This window comes from Halorhodospira sp. 9622, from assembly GCF_022228025.1.
Lineage (GTDB): Bacteria > Pseudomonadota > Gammaproteobacteria > Nitrococcales > Halorhodospiraceae > Halorhodospira > Halorhodospira halophila_A.
This window is the reverse complement of the sequence record NZ_JAJNRE010000002.1, coordinates 66,821-83,647: the sequence shown is the minus strand read 5'-3', so window position 1 is coordinate 83,647 and position 16,827 is coordinate 66,821. Positions and strand designations below refer to the sequence as shown.

At 68.6% G+C, this 16,827-nt stretch carries 15 protein-coding genes; 12 read left to right on the top strand and 3 right to left on the bottom strand.

From position 1 onward, the window contains the following. The first annotated feature begins 163 nt into the window (after positions 1-163). From fabZ to dnaE, 5 genes are all read left to right on the top strand, one after another. A complete protein-coding gene (gene fabZ, locus LRG07_RS01550; RefSeq protein WP_201170578.1) occupies positions 164-625 on the top strand; it encodes a 3-hydroxyacyl-ACP dehydratase FabZ in 462 nt (153 codons plus the stop codon). Then, positions 622-1,398, top strand: a complete 777-nt coding sequence (gene lpxA / locus LRG07_RS01545) for an acyl-ACP--UDP-N-acetylglucosamine O-acyltransferase (RefSeq protein ID WP_201170577.1) — start codon at positions 622-624, stop codon at positions 1,396-1,398. Before fabZ ends, lpxA begins: the two co-directional genes overlap by 4 nt. A gap of 32 nt (positions 1,399-1,430) precedes the next feature. Then, a complete protein-coding gene (gene lpxB / locus LRG07_RS01540; protein WP_201242632.1) occupies positions 1,431-2,570 on the top strand; it encodes a lipid-A-disaccharide synthase in 1,140 nt (379 codons plus the stop codon). After that, the gene (locus LRG07_RS01535) at positions 2,567-3,151 is read left to right on the top strand and encodes a ribonuclease HII (RefSeq protein ID WP_238641611.1); all 585 of its coding nucleotides are present in this window, start codon (positions 2,567-2,569) and stop codon (positions 3,149-3,151) included. The genes lpxB and LRG07_RS01535 overlap by 4 nt, the downstream gene beginning before the upstream one ends. 64 nt (positions 3,152-3,215) lie before the next feature. After that, positions 3,216-6,767 carry a DNA polymerase III subunit alpha gene (dnaE, locus tag LRG07_RS01530; protein ID WP_238634565.1) on the top strand — a complete coding sequence of 1,184 codons (3,552 nt, stop codon included), beginning with the start codon at positions 3,216-3,218 and terminating at the stop codon, positions 6,765-6,767. Here the strand turns inward: dnaE and LRG07_RS01525 are convergent. Further along, positions 6,764-7,489, bottom strand: coding sequence for an HAD-IA family hydrolase (locus LRG07_RS01525; protein ID WP_201170572.1), 726 nt, complete (start codon positions 7,487-7,489; stop codon positions 6,764-6,766). The genes dnaE and LRG07_RS01525 overlap by 4 nt on opposite strands. A gap of 142 nt (positions 7,490-7,631) precedes the next feature. On the opposite strand from LRG07_RS01525, the gene LRG07_RS01520 reads away from it, so the two are divergent. Genes LRG07_RS01520 through frdD form a run of 5 tightly spaced genes read left to right on the top strand, consistent with a single transcriptional unit; the run spans position 7,632 to position 12,298 of the window. After that, positions 7,632-8,960 carry a transposase gene (locus tag LRG07_RS01520; protein WP_238634568.1) on the top strand — a complete coding sequence of 443 codons (1,329 nt, stop codon included), beginning with the start codon at positions 7,632-7,634 and terminating at the stop codon, positions 8,958-8,960. A gap of 56 nt (positions 8,961-9,016) precedes the next feature. After that, a complete protein-coding gene (gene frdA, locus LRG07_RS01515) occupies positions 9,017-10,789 on the top strand; it encodes a fumarate reductase (quinol) flavoprotein subunit (RefSeq protein WP_238634570.1) in 1,773 nt (590 codons plus the stop codon). Continuing rightward, positions 10,786-11,550, top strand: a complete 765-nt coding sequence (locus LRG07_RS01510; protein ID WP_201170568.1) for a succinate dehydrogenase/fumarate reductase iron-sulfur subunit — start codon at positions 10,786-10,788, stop codon at positions 11,548-11,550. Before frdA ends, LRG07_RS01510 begins: the two co-directional genes overlap by 4 nt. Beyond that, a complete protein-coding gene (locus LRG07_RS01505) occupies positions 11,547-11,945 on the top strand; it encodes a fumarate reductase subunit C (RefSeq protein WP_201170565.1) in 399 nt (132 codons plus the stop codon). Before LRG07_RS01510 ends, LRG07_RS01505 begins: the two co-directional genes overlap by 4 nt. Next, complete coding sequence (frdD, locus tag LRG07_RS01500; protein WP_201242622.1) at positions 11,942-12,298, top strand: fumarate reductase subunit FrdD; 357 nt, start codon at positions 11,942-11,944, stop codon at positions 12,296-12,298. The genes LRG07_RS01505 and frdD overlap by 4 nt, the downstream gene beginning before the upstream one ends. Before the next feature lie 2 nt (positions 12,299-12,300). Here the strand turns inward: frdD and LRG07_RS01495 are convergent, their stop codons facing one another. Further along, positions 12,301-14,397: a bifunctional diguanylate cyclase/phosphodiesterase gene (locus LRG07_RS01495; protein WP_238641610.1), complete on the bottom strand. Its 2,097-nt coding sequence runs from the start codon at positions 14,395-14,397 to the stop codon at positions 12,301-12,303. Between the two features lie 10 nt (positions 14,398-14,407). Further along, on the bottom strand, positions 14,408-15,262 hold the full coding sequence (locus LRG07_RS01490; RefSeq protein ID WP_201170556.1) for a fumarylacetoacetate hydrolase family protein: 855 nt from the start codon (positions 15,260-15,262) through the stop codon (positions 14,408-14,410). Between the two features lie 112 nt (positions 15,263-15,374). Between LRG07_RS01490 and LRG07_RS01485 the strand changes: the two genes are divergently transcribed. Both LRG07_RS01485 and LRG07_RS01480 read left to right on the top strand, forming a co-directional pair. Beyond that, positions 15,375-15,764 carry a hypothetical protein gene (locus tag LRG07_RS01485; RefSeq protein ID WP_201170554.1) on the top strand — a complete coding sequence of 130 codons (390 nt, stop codon included), beginning with the start codon at positions 15,375-15,377 and terminating at the stop codon, positions 15,762-15,764. A 105-nt stretch (positions 15,765-15,869) separates the two neighbouring features. Next, positions 15,870-16,826, top strand: coding sequence for an acetyl-CoA carboxylase carboxyltransferase subunit alpha (locus LRG07_RS01480; protein ID WP_201170552.1), 957 nt, complete (start codon positions 15,870-15,872; stop codon positions 16,824-16,826). Position 16,827: the final 1 nt, after the last annotated feature.

Sequence of the window (16,827 nt, the reverse complement as noted above, 5' to 3'; positions counted from 1 at the left end):
CCCGGACGCCCGGTCGATCCGTGATCTCCCGGGGGAGGGTGGCCGAGTTCATCCGAGCGCCCGGTGTGATAGGCTCTGCCGCTTATGGGGTCGTCCGCGGCCTGCGGATGGCACGAGGCGCACGGCGCCGGGAGTAACCGGATCAGACGACGGAGGAGTGAGCGTGAGCGAGAGTGACGCGCAGGGGGCAACGGATATCGAAGGCATCATGAACCTGCTGCCGCACCGGTATCCGATGCTGCTCATCGACCGGGTGCTAGAGTTCCAGCCCCACGAGCATCTGGCCAGCATCAAGAATGTCACCATCAATGAGCCGTTCTTCGTCGGCCATTTCCCGCAAAAGCCCGTAATGCCGGGGGTGCTCATCCTCGAGTCGCTGGCCCAGGCTTGTGGCATGCTCGCGTTCAAGAGTGTTCAGGACACCCTCACGGACAACGACGTCCTCTACCTGGTGGGGATCGACAAGGCGCGCTTCAAGCGGCCGGTTCAGCCCGGTGATCAGCTTCGACACGATGTCTCGGTGCGTCGTGTGGCTCGGGGGATTTGGATCTTCCAGGCACGCGGAAGTGTCGATGGCGAGTTGGCGGCCGAGTGTGAGATCCGCTGCACGGTGCGTACGGTTTGAGTCGAGTCCATCCGAACGCCCTGGTCGACCCCAAGGCCCGCCTCGGCGAGGACGTCGAGGTGGGGCCTTTCAGCGTGATCGGGCCGGATGTGGAGATCGACGAGGGGACCTGGATTGGCCCGCACGCGGTCATCCAGGGGCCGACCCGCATCGGTCGGGATAACCGCATCTACCAGTTTGCCGCCCTGGGGGAGGCCCCGCAGCACAAGGGCTATCAGGGCGAGCCCACGGAACTGGTGATCGGCGACGGCAATACCATCCGCGAGTTCGTCACCTGCCACCGCGGCACCGCGCAGGGGCGGGGCGAGACCCGCATCGGCGATCACAACTGGCTGATGGCGTACTGCCATATTGCCCACGACTGCCGGCTGGGCGACCATCTGCTGTTCGCCAACTCCGCGTCGCTGGCCGGGCATGTGGATGTCGGTGATCACGCCACCTTGGGCGGCTTCGCGCTAATACACCAGTTCTGCCGCATCGGTCCTTACGCCTTTTGCGGTTTCGGCAGCGGGATCAATCGGGATGTACCGCCGTTCGTCACAGTCTCCGGACAGATGGCGGTGCCGCACGGGATCAACTCGGTGGGGCTGCGCCGGCACGGGTTCTCGCGGGAGCGCATCCGGGATATCAAGCGCGCCTACCGCATGATCTACCGACAGGGGCTGCGTCTCGACGATGCGCGCGAGGCGCTGTGCCAGCAGCTCGGCCACTCCGCGGACGTGCAGGGCATGGTCGATTTCATCGACAGCAGCCAGCGCGGTCTGTTGCGCTAGACTGCCGTCGGCCGGCGCAGGGGGGTCCGCCAATGGCCAGTCCCAGGGTGGCGATTCTCGCCGGTGAACTCTCCGGTGACGTCCTCGGCGCCGGCCTGATGAGCGAGCTTCGGGGCCGGTGCCCCGGTGTGCGTTTCGAGGGGGTTGGTGGGCCGGCCATGGCAGCCCAGGGGCTTGAGTCGCTGGTACCCATGGAGCGGCTCTCGCTGATGGGGCTGACCGAGATCGTGCGGCATCTGCCGGGGCTTCTTCGCCTGCGCGCTGATCTGGCCCGGCGCTGGCGGGAGGATCCGCCGGATTGCTTCATCGGCGTCGATCTGCCCGATTTCAACCTCGGTCTGGCCCGGCGCCTGCGTGCGGCCGGGATCCCCACGCTCCACTACGTCAGCCCCACCATCTGGGCCTGGCGTCGTGGGCGCGTGCGGGGCATCCGGCGCTCGGTGGACCGGATGCTGACCCTCTATCCCTTCGAGGAGCAGTTCTACGCCGACAGCGGCGTCGACGCGGTCTGCGTCGGTCATCCGGCTGCTGATCGATTCCCGCTGCAGCCGGATACCGTTGCGGCGCGCCGGAGGCTGGGGCTGGATACGGACGCCACGGTGGTCGCCCTGCTGCCCGGTAGCCGTGGCAGCGAGATCGACCGCCTGCTCGAGCCCTTCCTCGGGGCGGCAGCGCTTCTGGCGGAGCGGCCGGATGCGCCGGACTTTGTCATACCGGTGGCCGCACCGCGGCTGCGCGAGCGGATCGAGGCGGCCGTGGATCGGCACCAGGTCCGCCTGCGCACGCGGCTGCTGGACGGCGACACGGCGACCGCGGCGACCGCGGCGGATGTGGCCCTGACCGCCTCGGGCACGGCAACCCTGGAGGTCATGCTGGCCAAGCGTCCGATGGTCGTGGCGTACCGCCTGTCGCCGCTGAGCTATCAGATCATCCGCCGGTTGATCCATGTCCCTTGGGTATCGCAGCCGAATCTGCTTGCCGGCGAGCCCCTGGTCCCGGAGTACTTCCAGGGCGACGTCACGCCGCAGGTCCTGGCCGAGGCGGCCGCATACTGGCTCGATGAGGCCCCGGCCCGGCTACAGCTGGTCCGCCGCTTCCGGGAGCTCCACGCCTCACTGGCCCGCGGGGCCGATGCCCGGGCGGCAGAGGCCGTTCTGGAGGTCCTGCGGTGAGCGGCGACGGCGGCGCGTGGCAGGTGGGTGTCGACGAGGCTGGCCGTGGGCCGTGGGCCGGGCCGGTGGTGGCCGCCGCGGTCATCCTGCGCGAGCCCATCGCCGGTGTCACCGACTCCAAGCGGCTGTCGGCGCGGCGCCGCGAGCAGGCCGCTGGGCTGATCCGCAGCGAGGCCGTGGCCTGGGGAATCGGGCGGGCAGAGGTCGCCGAGATCGATGCACTGAACATCCGTCGTGCCACCTTCCTGGCCATGTCCCGTGCGGTGGCGTCGGTGGCCAGCACCGCGCGGATCGCCGAAATCCTGGTGGACGGGCGCGAGATGCCGGAGGATTTGCCCGCTCCAGCGCGGGCCGTGGTCGGTGGCGATGCCCTGGAGCCGAGCATCTCGGCGGCATCCATCCTGGCCAAGACGCTACGTGATGCCGAGATGGTGGCGCTCGAGGAGACCTACCCGGGATACGGTTTTGCCCGGCACAAGGGCTACGGGACCGCCGAGCACCGCCACGCCCTCGAGCGCCTCGGCCCGTGCGCCGCGCACCGGCGCAGCTTTGCCCCGGTGCGCAGGATGCTCGGCGGCTGAGGCGCGCACCGCACGCGCTTGGCTGACCCGTTGACCACCGCGACCCTGATATCCTGACGCGACCATGAGTGAAGCCCCACCGTCCTTCGTCCATCTGCGTCTGCACAGCGAGTTCTCGCTGGTCGACGGCATCGTCCGCATTCAGGAGGCGGTGTCCGCGGCGCGGGACGCCGGCATGCCGGCGGTGGCCATCACCGATCAGGCCAACCTGTTCGGCATGGTCAAGTTCTACCGGGCCGCGCTAGCCGCCGGAGTCAAGCCGATCATCGGAGCCGACGTGTGGCTGGCGGACGATACCTTGGAACTCGGCTACGCCCGGATGACGTTGCTCTGCCGGGATCGCGGCGGCTACCGTGCGCTGTCGCGGCTGCTCAGCCGCGCTTATCGCGAGGGTGCCTGCGGCGATATCCCGGTCATCCGGCGGGAGTGGTTGCAAGCGGATGCCGGCGGGCTGCTGGCCCTCTCCGGCGGGGCCCAGGGGGATATCGGTCAGGCCCTGCTGCGTGGTGATGAGGCCACCGCGCGGCGCTACCTCGAGCAGCACCGGCAGACCTTCGGCGAGGACGGCTTCTATCTGGAGCTCCACCGTCTGGGCCGGCCGGGCGACGAGCGCCACCTGCATGCCGCGGTGGCGCTGGCCGCCGACGAGGACGTGCCGGTGGTGGCCACCAATGACGTGCGCTTCATGCGCCCGGCGGATTACGACGCCCATGAGGTCCGTGTCTGCATCCATCAGGGGCGTACCCTGGACGACCCCAACCGGCCACGCCACTACACGGAACAGCAGTACTTTGCCGACGCTGCGGACATGGCCGAGCGCTTCTCCGATCTGCCCGAGGCGCTCGAGACCACCCTGCGTATCGCCGAGCGGTGCAGCGTGGATCTGGAACTCGACACCAACTATCTCCCGGACTTTCCGGTGCCCGAGGGCCATACGGTGGCCTCGTTCCTGCGCGCCGAGTCCGAGCGCGGCCTGGCGCAGCGGCTCGAACAACGCGGCCTGACTGAGGACGAGGATACCGGCGAGGTCGAGGCGACCTACCGGCAGCGCCTCGAGCACGAGCTGGCCGTCATCGAGCAGATGGGGTTCCCCGGCTACTTCCTCATCGTCGCCGACTTCATCCGCTGGGCGCGGGAGAACGACATCCCGGTTGGCCCCGGGCGCGGCTCCGGTGCGGGATCGCTGGTCGCCTATGCCCTGGGCATCACCAACCTCGACCCCCTGCGCTATGACCTGCTCTTCGAGCGCTTCCTCAACCCGGAGCGGGTCTCCATGCCCGACTTCGACGTGGACTTCTGCATGGAGCGCCGCGACGAGGTCATCGAGTACGTCTCGGACCGCTACGGCGCCGAGAAGGTCTCGCAGATCGCCACCCACGGCACCATGGCGGCCCGGGCCGTGGTGCGCGACGTGGGCCGGGTCTACGGTCACGCCTTCGGCTACATGGACCGGATCGCCAAGCTGATCCCTTTCGAGATCGGCATGACCCTGGACAGGGCCCTGGAGCAGGAAGAGGACCTGCGCGCCGAGTACGACAACGACGAAAACATCCGCGAGTTGATCGACACCGCGCGCAGCCTGGAGGGGATGGCGCGCAACGTCGGCAAGCACGCCGGAGGCGTCGTCATCGCGCCCACGGACCTGACCGATTTCTCGCCGCTCTACCGCGACCCGGAGGAGCGCGACGACGCCGAGGCTTGGAAGGTGGCCACCCACTTCGACAAGGACGACGTCGAGGCGGTGGGTCTGGTCAAGTTCGACTTCCTGGGTCTGCGCACGCTGACCATCATCGACTGGACCGTCCAGGCGGTGAACCGCATCCTCGAGCAGCGGGGAGACCCGGCGCTGGATATCGATGCCATCGCCCTGGATGACGGCGCCACCTTCGAGCTGCTTAAGCGCTGTGCCACCACCGCGGTCTTCCAGCTGGAATCCCGCGGGATGAAGGAGCTGATCAAGCGCCTTCAGCCCGATAGCTTCGAGGATATCGTGGCACTGGTGGCGCTGTTTCGGCCCGGTCCGCTTCAGTCGGGCATGGTCGACGACTTCGTCGAGCGCAAGCATGGCCGTTCGGCGGTCGCCGGTTACCCAACCCGCGAGCTGCACCATCCGGACCTGGTGCCGGTCCTCCAGCCTACTTACGGGGTGATCCTCTACCAGGAGCAGGTGCAGCGCATCGCGCAGGTCCTGGCCGGCTACAGCCTTGGCGAGGCGGATCTGCTGCGCCGCGCCATGGGCAAGAAGAAGCCCGAGGAGATGGCCAAGCAGCGGGCCAAGTTCCTGGAAGGGGCCAAGGCCCGGGGTCTGTCCGAGGACCATGCCACCGGCATCTTCGACCTTATGGAGAAGTTCGCCGGCTACGGCTTCAACAAGTCGCACTCGGCGGCCTACGCGCTGCTCTCCTACCAGACGGCCTGGCTCAAGTGTCACTACCCGGCGCCGTTCATGGCCTCGGTGCTCTCCTCGGACATGGACAACACCGACAAGGTGGTGATCTTCCTGGATGAGGCCCGGGCCATGGGGCTGGAGGTGCTGCCGCCGGACGTCAACCGCAGTGACAAGCCCTTCCGGGCGGTGGACGAGCGGACCATCGTCTACGGTCTGGGTGCCATCAAGGGGGTGGGGGAGTCGGCGCTCGATGCGGTGCTGAGCGAGCGCGATACCAACGGGGCGTTCCGGGATATCTTCGACCTGTGCCGCCGGGTCGACACCGGCCGCGCCAATCGTCGCGTGCTGGAGGCCCTGTGTCGTTCGGGGAGCCTGGATCGCCTGATCCCCAACCGTGCCACGGGGATGGCACAGATCCCGGCGGCGCTGGCGGCTGCCGAGCAGGCGACGCGCGACCAGGCCGCCGGGCAGACCGATCTGTTCGGTGGCCCTGCAGAGGCGGTGATCGCCCCCCGTGGCGAGGGCGAAGAGGTTGCCGAGCAGCCCGAATGGCCGGAGGAAGAACGCCTGGCCGCGGAGAAGGCCACACTGGGTCTATTCCTGACGGGGCACCCGATCGACCGTTATGAGCATGAGCTTCCGTATCTGGCTACGGATCGCCTGCAGCGGCTGTCCAGTGGCGCCGGCGGCAATGGCGGAGACGGCAATGGGGGCCGAGGCCGGACGGTTACCGCGGCTGGGCTGGTGGTCGCGCTGCGGGTGCGCAGCACCTCCACTGGCGGCCGCCTGGCCACCCTGACCCTGGATGACCGCACGGGCCGGATCGAAGTGGTGCTATTCCCCGAGGCGTTCGGCAAATACCGGCATGCCGTTGAGAAGGATGCGCTGCTGGTGGTGCGCGGCAGTCTCGACTACGACGACTTCAGTGGCGGGTACCGGATCACCGGCGAAGAGGTGCTGGACATCGCCCGGGCCCGCGAGCGGGCAGCCGGTCGGTTGGTGATTCCGGTAACCGCGGCTCGTGCCGCTAACGGTCTGGTGCCCGAGCTGCGCCAGGTCCTCAGCAGCTACGCTGGGGAGAGTCCGGTCCATGTCGATTACCGCCACCCAAGGGGCCGGGGGCGCGTCGTCCTAGGCCGCAACTGGACGGTGACGCCCAGCGATGACCTGATCAAGCGGCTTGAGTCGGTGGTCGATGACCGTGTGGGGGTCGAGTACCCCCGCTAGCGGCTCTCGCGGTGAATGGCGATCAGGTCATCGATCCCCACGGCGGTGCCGTCGGGTCCGTGGTCCAGGTCATCAATGACCGCTGCGGCACCCGGGAATGCGTCGTCCCGGGTCCAGCGGTTGCGGGTGATCAGCGTCGGGATCCCGGCCGCGCGGGCGGCGCGCAGCCCGTTGACCGAATCCTCCACGGCGAGGCAGTCCTCGGCCGCGAGCCGCAGTGATCGCAGGGCCTGCAGGTAGGCCTCGGGGTCGGGTTTCTTGGCGTTGACGTCGTCGCCACAGATGCAGACCTCGAAGGCCGGTTGCAACTCGGCGGGTAGCACGCCGTTGAACAGGGCCTCGACGTTGGCGCGGGCGCTGGTCGTGACCACGGCCAGGCGCACCTGCCGCTCTCGCGCTTCGGCAAGGATTCGCTCGATCCCCGGCCGGGGCGGGATGGAGCCGGTGCTGAGGCGCTCGGCGTAGAGGCGGTTCTTGGCCTCGTGCAGTCGCCGCGCGAGCGTATTGATATCGCCGTGCCCGGGCGGGGGCGGTTCCCGGGTCAGGGTGTCGTGCAGTCGTTCCCGGCCGCCCGGGACCGCGTTCAGGAGGCGTCGATAGGTGGTTTCATCCCAGCGGTGGGGAAGGCCGAATGCCTCGAAGGCGGCGTTGAAGGCGGGCAGGTGGCCCGCGCCTTCGGTGTCGGCCAGGGTGCCATCGACGTCAAAGAGCAGCGCTTGCATGGGTTTCCGTTCTCCAGGGGTGTCGGGTCCGTGGCGGTGCCGGCGTTATCATCTTAGGGTTCTTGACCCGTCCGGGAAAACGGGCTGGAGTAACCGCGTCGACGGACTCGCCGTATCCGCATGATCCGGAGGAAAGCACTGCATGGCTGAGGGTCGCCCGAAATATTCGCCGGAGTTCCGGCGCAAGCTGGTCGAACTGGTCGAGGCGGGGCACACCCCGCAAGAGTTGGCACGGACCTACGAGCCGGCGGCCAAGACGATCCGCCGCTGGTACCAGGAGGACCGGCAGGAGACCAGCGAGCGGCGCACCGGGGCTGCAGATCGGCGCAGCGCTGGCCCGGGAGGCAGGCAGCAGGGCAAGAGCCCTGGCGCTGCTGCGTCCGCGGCGGGGTCCGGGAAGCGCTCGAAGACGGCGAAGGCCGGTCCCCGGAGCAGGCCGGCGAGTAGCCAAGCGCACCGGCTGGCCGGCAAGCGCGTCTTGGAGCGCCCCGCGGACACGGCTGCGGAGGCTGGGGAGGGGGCGCCCGAGCGGGCCGAACCCGAGCCGGCGGAAGAGCCGGCCGAGGTGGCCCCATCGGCGGACGGCGAGGTGATCGTCGACCCGGCTCCCGAGGGCGGGGTGCCCGAGGAGGAGGGGGTCGAGCTAGATGTGCAGCCGCACGCCGGCCTCGAGACGGAGGGCGATCCAGCCGAGTTGCTTGCCGTCGGCCTGGAACGCGCCGATCAGGGCGATGCCGTCTACGACGACGAGGGTCCCGAGGCGGCTATCCCGATCTACCAGGAGGCACTCGACTGTCTGGATGCAGCGATCAGCGCCGGTGAAGGGGGAGATGCCGCGCGCCGCGACTGGGGGATCACCCTGGAGCGCCTGGGCGATGCGCTCTTCGAGGCCGAGGGGGCGAGTGCCGCACTGCCCTGCTACGAGGCTTGGTGTGAACTCGCCGAGGCCCTGGCCACCGAACACGCCACGGCGCAGTCGCTTCGGGACTGGAGCGTTGCGCTGGGTCGCTACGGCCAGGGGGTGCTGGTCGAGGAGGGGGCCGAGGTGGCACTACCCTACTACCGGCAGGTGATCGAACTGCGCGAGGACATCGTCCGCGAGCGGCAGAGCGCGGATGCCTACCAGGATTGGGCGCTGGCGCTGGAGCGCTGCGGTGCGGTCCAGGAGGCCGTGGAGGGGTTGGCCGAGACGGTGGAGACCTACCGCCACGCCCTCGAGGTGCGCGGGGCGCTGGTCGAGCAGCAGGACACACCGCAGGCGCGCCGGGCTCTCGGGATCGCTCAGGAGCGCCTGGCCATGGCGGTGCTCGCCGCCGAGGGCGCCGAGGCGGCCCTGCCTCACTTTGAGCAGCTCGCCGAACTCTTCACGGAACTGGCCGAGGAGCTGGGCACTGAGGAGGCCGATGCTGAGCGACGGCAGGCGGATACCATGCTCGGCAAGGTACAGATGGCGGCACTGGATCTGGAGTGACACCCGCGTCCGCGACGGTTGGACCTCCGTCGTGGCCCTGGATCCCGGGAGGCGCATTGCAGGCGATCGAAGACATTGAGTGCGACTTGGTTGTTGTTGGTGGCGGCGGGGCCGGGTTGCGGGCCGCTATCGCGGCGGCCGAGCGCGACCCTGGGCTGCGGATCGCGCTGATCTCCAAGGTGGTGCCCATGCGCAGCCACACCGTCGCTGCGGAGGGGGGCGCTGCCGGTGTGGCCCGGGCGGATGACAGCCTGGACGGGCACTTCAACGACACCGTCTCCGGGGGGGATTGGCTGTGCGACCAGGACGTGGTTGAACGCTTTGTCGCCGAGTGCACTGGCGAGATGGTCCGTCTCGAACAGTGGGGTTGCCCGTGGAGCCGACAGGCGGACGGCCAGGTACATGTCCGGTTTTTCGGGGGCATGACGACCCAGCGCAGCTGGTACGCTGCCGACAAGACCGGCTTCCACATGTTGCATACGCTGTTCCAGACCTCCCTGCGCTATCCGGGGATTCAGCGCTACGACGAATACTTCTGCTCAGATCTGCTGGTCGACGACGGGGTGGTCTGTGGCGTACTGGCCTTGGAGATCGCCAGCGGCAAGCCGGTGCGCTTCGGCGCACCGGCGGTGGTGCTGGCCACCGGCGGGGCCGGGCGGGTCTACGGGCAGAACACCAACGCCGGCATCGTGACCGGCGAGGGCATGGCCATGGCGCACGCCCAGGGGGTGCCCCTGCGCGACATGGAGTTCGTTCAGTGGCACCCCACCACGCTGCCCGGCAGTGGCATCCTGATCACGGAAGGGTGCCGGGGCGAGGGCGGCGTCCTGACCAACCGGGATGATCGTCGCTATCTGCAGGACTACGGTCTCGGGCCCACCGAACCGTGGCCGCGTCCGAAAGCCATGGAGCTGGGGCCGCGGGATCGGCTCTCCCAGGCTTTCTGGTACGAGGACCAGGCGGGCCGGACCGTGCCCACGCCGCAGGGCACGGCGGTCCAGCTGGATCTACGCCACCTGGGCGAGGACCGCATCCTAGAGCGGCTGCCCATGATCACCGAGGTGGCTCGCCGCTACGCCGGAGTGGATCCGGTTCGGGAGCCGATCCCCGTCCGTCCGGCGGTCCACTACACCATGGGGGGGATTCCCACCGACGTCCGGGGTGCCGCCCCCCTGTCGGGGCTGTTTGCTGCCGGGGAGTGCGCCAGCACCGGGATTCACGGAGCCAACCGGCTCGGTTCCAACTCGCTCGCGGAACTCCTTGTCTTCGGCCGGGCGGCAGGAGAGGCGGCCGCCGAGTACGCCCGCGAGGCACCGCGGCGGCCGCAGCGCGTGGTGGAGCAGCTCGCTACCGAGGCCCTGGCGCCGCGGCTTGAACTGCTGCGCAACGACAGGGGCGAGCGGCTCGCTGCGCTGCGCGCGGATCTCAATCGGGCCATGGAACAGGGGGTGGGGATCTTTCGCAACGAGGCCGGCCTGGAGCAGGCGTGCACGACGCTGGCGGCGCTGCGCGAGCGCCTGCGACGCGGCATTCGCCTCGACGACCGCAGCCGGACATACAACACCGAGTGGCTGACTGCGATGGAGTTCGGGGCCAGCCTGCAGGTGGCTGAGGCGATGGCCTGGTCGGCGCGGGCACGCAAGGAGTCCCGCGGCGCCCACGTGCGCGATGACGCCTATAGCGAGCGTGATGACGAGCGCTATCTGGTTCATACCCTGGCCTACCCCGGTGACGGGACGGGCCCCGTGATCGACCATGCGCCGGTGACCGTTACCCGCTCTGCGCCGCGGCGGCGGGCCTACGGCGCTGAAGGGGAGGCGCAGGCATGAGCGAATCGCAGCGGATCACTCTGGCGGTGCAGCGTTTCCACCCGGAACAGGACGCCGAACCGCGCTGGCAGCGCTATGCCGTGCCGTACACGCCGGATATGTCCGTGCTCGAGGGGCTGCAGTACATCAAGGATCACCTCGATGGCAGCCTGACCTTCCGCTGGTCCTGTCGCATGGCGATCTGCGGTAGCTGTGGCTGCATGATCGACGGCGAACCCGAGCTGGCCTGCCATGTCTTCCTCCGCGACTACGCGCCGGGGCCGGTGTGGGTGTCGGCACTGGACCACTTCCCCGTGCAGCGGGATCTGGTCATCGATCAGAGCGACTTCCTCGAGAAGCTCGAGACGGTGCACGCCTACCTGATCCCGGCCGGGGAACGGACGGCGGCCGAGGGGACCTATCGGCAGACGCCGGAGCAGATGACGGATTACTACGCGTACGCCCAGTGCATCAACTGCCTGCTCTGCTATGCCGCCTGCCCGCAGTACGGTTGGCATCCGGACTTTGTCGGCCCCGGGGCCCTGGCGCTACTCCAGCGCTACAACCTGGACAGCCGTGACGCAGGTAGCGAGTTGCGGCACGCGGTGGTTGATGCCGAACAGGGGGTCTGGGGCTGCACGCTGGTCGGCCACTGCTCCGAGGTCTGCCCCAAGGGGGTCGATCCCGCGCGGGCCATCAATCAGAACAAGCCCGGCAGCAGCGCGCGGTACTTGCTCGACTGGCTGCGGCCCGGTCGTCGTCGACAGGAGGGATCGGAATGAGCCGAGCGCGCGTCTACCGTCCGACCATGCGCGGTTGGTGGGAGCGGCATCCGGCCTACCGCCGCTACCTGTTGCGCGAAGGCAGCAGCGTCCTGCTGGGCCTTTATGCGCTCTGGCTGCTTGCCGGACTGTTGGCCCTTGCTGCTGGGGAAGCCGCCTACCAGGGGTGGCGGGACCTGCACGGCAGCCCCTGGTTGTTCGGCCTCCACCTGGCCGCTCTGTTGGCCGCCGCCTACCACGCTGTCACCTGGTTCCGGTTGCTGCCCCTGACGCTGCCGGTCCTGCGCTGGCGGGGCCGCCGGCCCACCGACCGGGCGGTCGTGCGGGGTGCCTGGGTGGTCTCGGTGGCCCTCTCGGGCGGGGTTTGGCTCTATCTCCTGGGAGGCGTCCGATGAGGCGTTCGCACGAACCGCCGCTGTGGCTGCTCTTCGGTGCCGGGGGCCTGCTCGCCGCGCTGTTCGCCCCGGCGCTGATCCTGCTGACCGGCGTCGTGATGCCCGTGGCTGCAGAGCATGGCATCGAGGTACTGGATTACCACGCATCCCGCGAGCTGTTCGCCCGGCCGGTGGTGGGGGTGCCAGTGGCCCTCGCGCTGGGGCTGGTGCTCTGCCACGCCGCTCACCGCATCTACCATACCCTGCGCGATCTCGGGATTCCGGCAGGGCGCGGTACCTGGTGGGTCTGCTACGGCGGCGCCGGTGTCGCGGGGGTGCTCGGTGTGGGCGCGGTTGTTGCCCTGTGGTGGTGAACTCAGGGCGGGTCGTTGGGCGCCTGGGGGCGACAGCAGCGTAGCCGCGGGTGGGGCTCCGGCCGTGCCCAGAGGAATCCCTGGCCGACGCGGCACCCGGCATCGATGAGCTGGTCGCGCTGCTGCAGGGTCTCGACCCCCTCGGCCACCACCTCAAGCCCGAGGACATGGGCGAGCTGCAGGATGGTCTCCACGATGGAGCGGGATTCCGGCGTGGTCTCCATGTCCCAGATGAAGCCGCGGTCGATCTTGACCCGGTTGATGGGCAGGCGCTTGAGGTAGAGCAGGGACGAGTAGCCGGTGCCGAAGTCGTCGATGCTCAGCGACACTCCGGCCCGGCGCAGGGCGGCCAGCCGCTCCAGGGTGCGGGGGCTGAGATCCATGATGGTCGACTCGGTGATCTCCAGCTCCAGGTGCCGTGCCGGCAGGCCGGTCTGCTCCAGCGTACGCAGGACCGTCTTTTCGATGTTGCCGTTGTGGAACTGGGCCCCGGACAGGTTGACGGCGATGCGCCCGAACTCGCGTCCCTGGTCCAGCCAGGTGCGCCCTTGCTGACAGGCCTGGTGGAGGATGTCCTCCCCCAGCGCCGCCATGGTTCCGACCTCCTCGGCGACCGAGATGAAGGCGCCCGGGGCCAGTAGCCCCCGGTCCGGGTGGTGCCAGCGGACCAGGGCTTCGATGCCCACGATCTGACCGGTCTGCAGCTCGACCTGGTGCTGGAAATAGGGGACCAGTTCACCGCGCTGCAGGCCCTGACGCATCTCCTGGGCGAGATCCAGCCGGCGCTGGGCATGTTCAGTCAGCTCCTCGGCGTAGAAGCACGTGGTGTTGCGTCCGTCGGCCTTCGCCTTGTGCAGCGCCGAGTCGGCGTTGCGGACCAGCGCCTCGACGGTCTCGCCGTTGTCCGGATACATGCTGATGCCGATGCTACACCGGCACTGGAACCAGCGGCGGCTGTACTGGAACGGTCGTTCCAGTTCCTGGTGGACGGTCTCAGCGCAGGCGAGAGCGTCCCGGTGGTCGCGGATCTCGGCCAGGCAGATGCTGAACTCGTCGCCACCCAGTCGCGCCAGGGTGTCATCGGCGCCGAGGCGCGCCTGGAGGCGGTGAGCCACCTGGCGGAGGACGCGATCGCCGGCGGTATGACCGAGGCTGTCGTTGACGTCCTTGAAGTGGTCGAGGTCGATGAACAGCACGGCTAGCTGTTCACCGGACTGTCGCGAGCGCTCCAGGGCGCGGGCCATGCGGTCCTTGAACAGCAGGCGATTGGCGAGGCCGGTGAGCGCATCGTGGTAGGCCTGGAACTGCAGCCGCTCCTGGGAACGTTTGAGCTCGGTCAGGTCGCTAAAGACGGCAATGTAGTTGACGACTTCGCCGTAGGCCCCGGTGACACGGCTGATGGTCACCCACTTCGGCTGCAGGGTGCCGTACTTGGAGCGGTCCCAGAGTTCGCCGGACCAGCTACCCTCCCGTTGGATCGACTCCCACATGGCCCGGTAGAAGTCGTCGTTGTGGTGGCCCGACTGCAGGATCCGCGGCGTCAGCCCGATGAGCTCGTCCTCGGTGTAGCCGGTCATTCGCGCGAAGGCGTCGTTGACCTGGAGGATGCGGCTCTCGGCGTCGGTGATCAGGATCCCGTCCCGTGTGGCGGTGAAGACCTTGGCCGACAGCTGCAGGCGTCGTTCCATCTCCTTGCGCCCAGAGATGTCACGCAGCGTGGCGCAGCAGAGGGTCTCGTCCTCCAGGTGCAGCGGGGTGAGCACCACCTCCAGCCAAAGGTGTTCGCCCTGCGGGGTAACGTGCACCCACTCAAAACGTTGGGCGCCCTCGATGAGTGCGGTCTCGAGCAGGTTTTGTGCCCGCTCCGCCGCCGAGGATCCGTCCGGCTGGAGTTGCGAGGAGATGGCCTCCGGGCGCAGGCCGATCAGCTGCTGCGGATCCTCCCAGCCCAGCATGCGGGCAGCCGCCGGGTTGCAGGCGATGAAGTGCCCATCGCGCAGGATCAGCATCCCGTCTTCGCTGTGCAGGAAGAGGGTCTGCGTCAGGCTGCTCGAGAGCGCCGGGGCCGGAGTGGTTGGGGGAACCACGTCGTCTTTCACAGGGGTTAGCTCACGGGTCCGGTGCCACGATGCGGTTGCGCAGGGTGCCGAGCCCCTCGACCTCACAGGTGACGATGTCCCCGGCCTGCAGGAAGCGGGGCGGGGTGCGGGCAAAACCGACGCCGGCCGGCGTGCCGGTGGCGATGATATCCCCGGGAACCAGGGTCATGACCCGCGAGAGCGTGGCGATGACCGCGGGGATGGAGAAGACCATCTCGCCGGTATGCGACTGTTGCTGGGTGGTGCCGTTGACCTGACAGGAGAGGGCAAGGCCGTGGGGATCGGGTACCGCGTCGGCGGTGGTGATCCAGGGCCCCATCGGGCAGCTGCCGTCCACCGACTTGCCGAGGAAGAACTGCTTGTGCCGGAATTGCAGGTCACGTGCCGACAGGTCGTTGATCACCGTATAGCCGAAGACATGCTGTAGTGCCTCGCTCTCCGGGATGTGCCGGCCACCCCGGCCGATCACCACGCCGAGCTCCACCTCCCAGTCCAACTCCCGGGTGACGGCTGGGTCGAGGAGGAAGTCCGCGTATGGGCCGGCGACGGTGGTCGTTGCCTTGGTAAAGACCACCGGCGCCTCGGGCAGCGCCAGCTCGTCACCCTTGGCCTGTTGCGACTCTCGGGCGTGGTCGGCGTAGTTCAGGCCCAGGCACATGATGTTGCGGGGTGGCTGCGGCAGCGGAGCCAGGAACGTCAGGGCCTCGGCCGTGACCCGCGGCCAGTCGTAGCCGGCCTCGGGTAAGGTGCCGGCGCACAGGTGTCCGCCCAGATCACCCGCGACGGGTGAGACGGCCCAGCGGTCGCCCTGTTCGTGGATGGCGACCCGGGTGACGCCCTGGTGAACAACGGTGGTGATGCGCATGCTGCCGTTTCCGCCTTGGGGGTTGCGGTCAAGCCTGTCGGCCCCGCATTGTCCCGCATTTGGGGCCGGTCGTCGACGGTGATCGGTCGGATGATGCGGATCGGGGGGCGGCATGCACGATGAAAGTGGCGACAATGCCCTGGAACGGGCGACGCTGGAAGCGGTCCGGCGGATGGCGGCGGCCTTTGCCGATCCGCTGCTCGCCCCGTTGGACGCGGGTGCCGACGGCGTCGCCCAGCGCTACCAAGCGGAAGGGGACGCGCAGGCGGGGACGGAGTATGTGCTGGCGCTGACCAGCGTCGCCGGGTGCCGGGTCGAGGTACGTATCCCGCGAAGCGATCTGCTGGCGCTGGAGGGGTCGGGGGTGGTCCACGCGGTCTACCAGACCCTTGTGCGCGAGTGTGGTGCCCATCTGGCCGAGCGCGAGACGCTGATCGTCACCACCCGAGGGCGACCCGGGCCGGGGCAGCTGCTCAGTGTCTACCGGCGCCGCCTTGGTTAGGCCAAGCCGGCGTCCCCACAGGAGTTTCGCTTCTGGTAAGGTACGCCCACGACGCATTTAGCCTGTGGTATCCGCCCGCCCATCGGAGAGGTCAACGGGGAGCTCATGACCAAGAACTTTCTGGATTTCGAGCAGCCGATCGCCGAGCTAGAAGCCAAGATCGAAGAGCTGCGCAACGTCGGCCAGGATTCCGAGGTCAACATTAACGAGGAGATCCAGCGCCTCGAGGCCAAGAGCCGCTCGCTGACGGAGAAGATCTTCTCCTCGCTGAGCGCCTGGCAGATCGTGCAGCTGGCCCGTCATCCCGAGCGCCCCTACTTCTTCGACTACGTTGAGCGGATCTTCACCGATTTCCAGGAGCTTCACGGTGACCGAGCCTATGCCGACGATGCCGCCATCGCCGGTGGCCTGGCGCGCTTCGACGGCCGCCCGGTGATGGTCATCGGGCAGCAGAAGGGGCGGGATACCAAGGAGAAGGTGCGGCGCAATTTCGGCATGCCCCGACCGGAGGGGTATCGCAAGGCGCTTCGGCTGATGCGCATGGCGGAGCGCTTCGGTCTGCCGATCTTTACGTTCATCGATACGCCGGGCGCTTATCCCGGCGTCGGCGCCGAAGAGCGCGGACAGAGTGAGGCCATTGCGCGGAATCTGGCCGAGATGGCACAGCTGCGCGTTCCGGTGATCTGCACCGTGATCGGTGAAGGCGGGTCGGGCGGCGCGCTGGCGATCAGCGTTGGCAATCGACTGCTGATGCTGCGCTACTCGGTGTATTCGGTGATTTCGCCAGAGGGGTGCGCCTCGATCCTGTGGAAGAGTTCCGAGCGGGCCGCGGATGCGGCCGAGGCCATGCAGATGGCGGCCGAGCGGCTGCACGACCTGGGGGTCGTCGATCGCGTGATCCCCGAGCCGCTCGGGGGCGCCCACCGGGACTACGACGCGATGACCGAGAGCGTGCGCGAGGTGCTGCGCGAGGAGTGGGGGCGGGTCGCGCAGATGAGCCCGGATGAGCTCGTGGCCGACCGGCACCGGCGGCTTGCGGGGATCGGTCAGCCCCAGGGGTAAC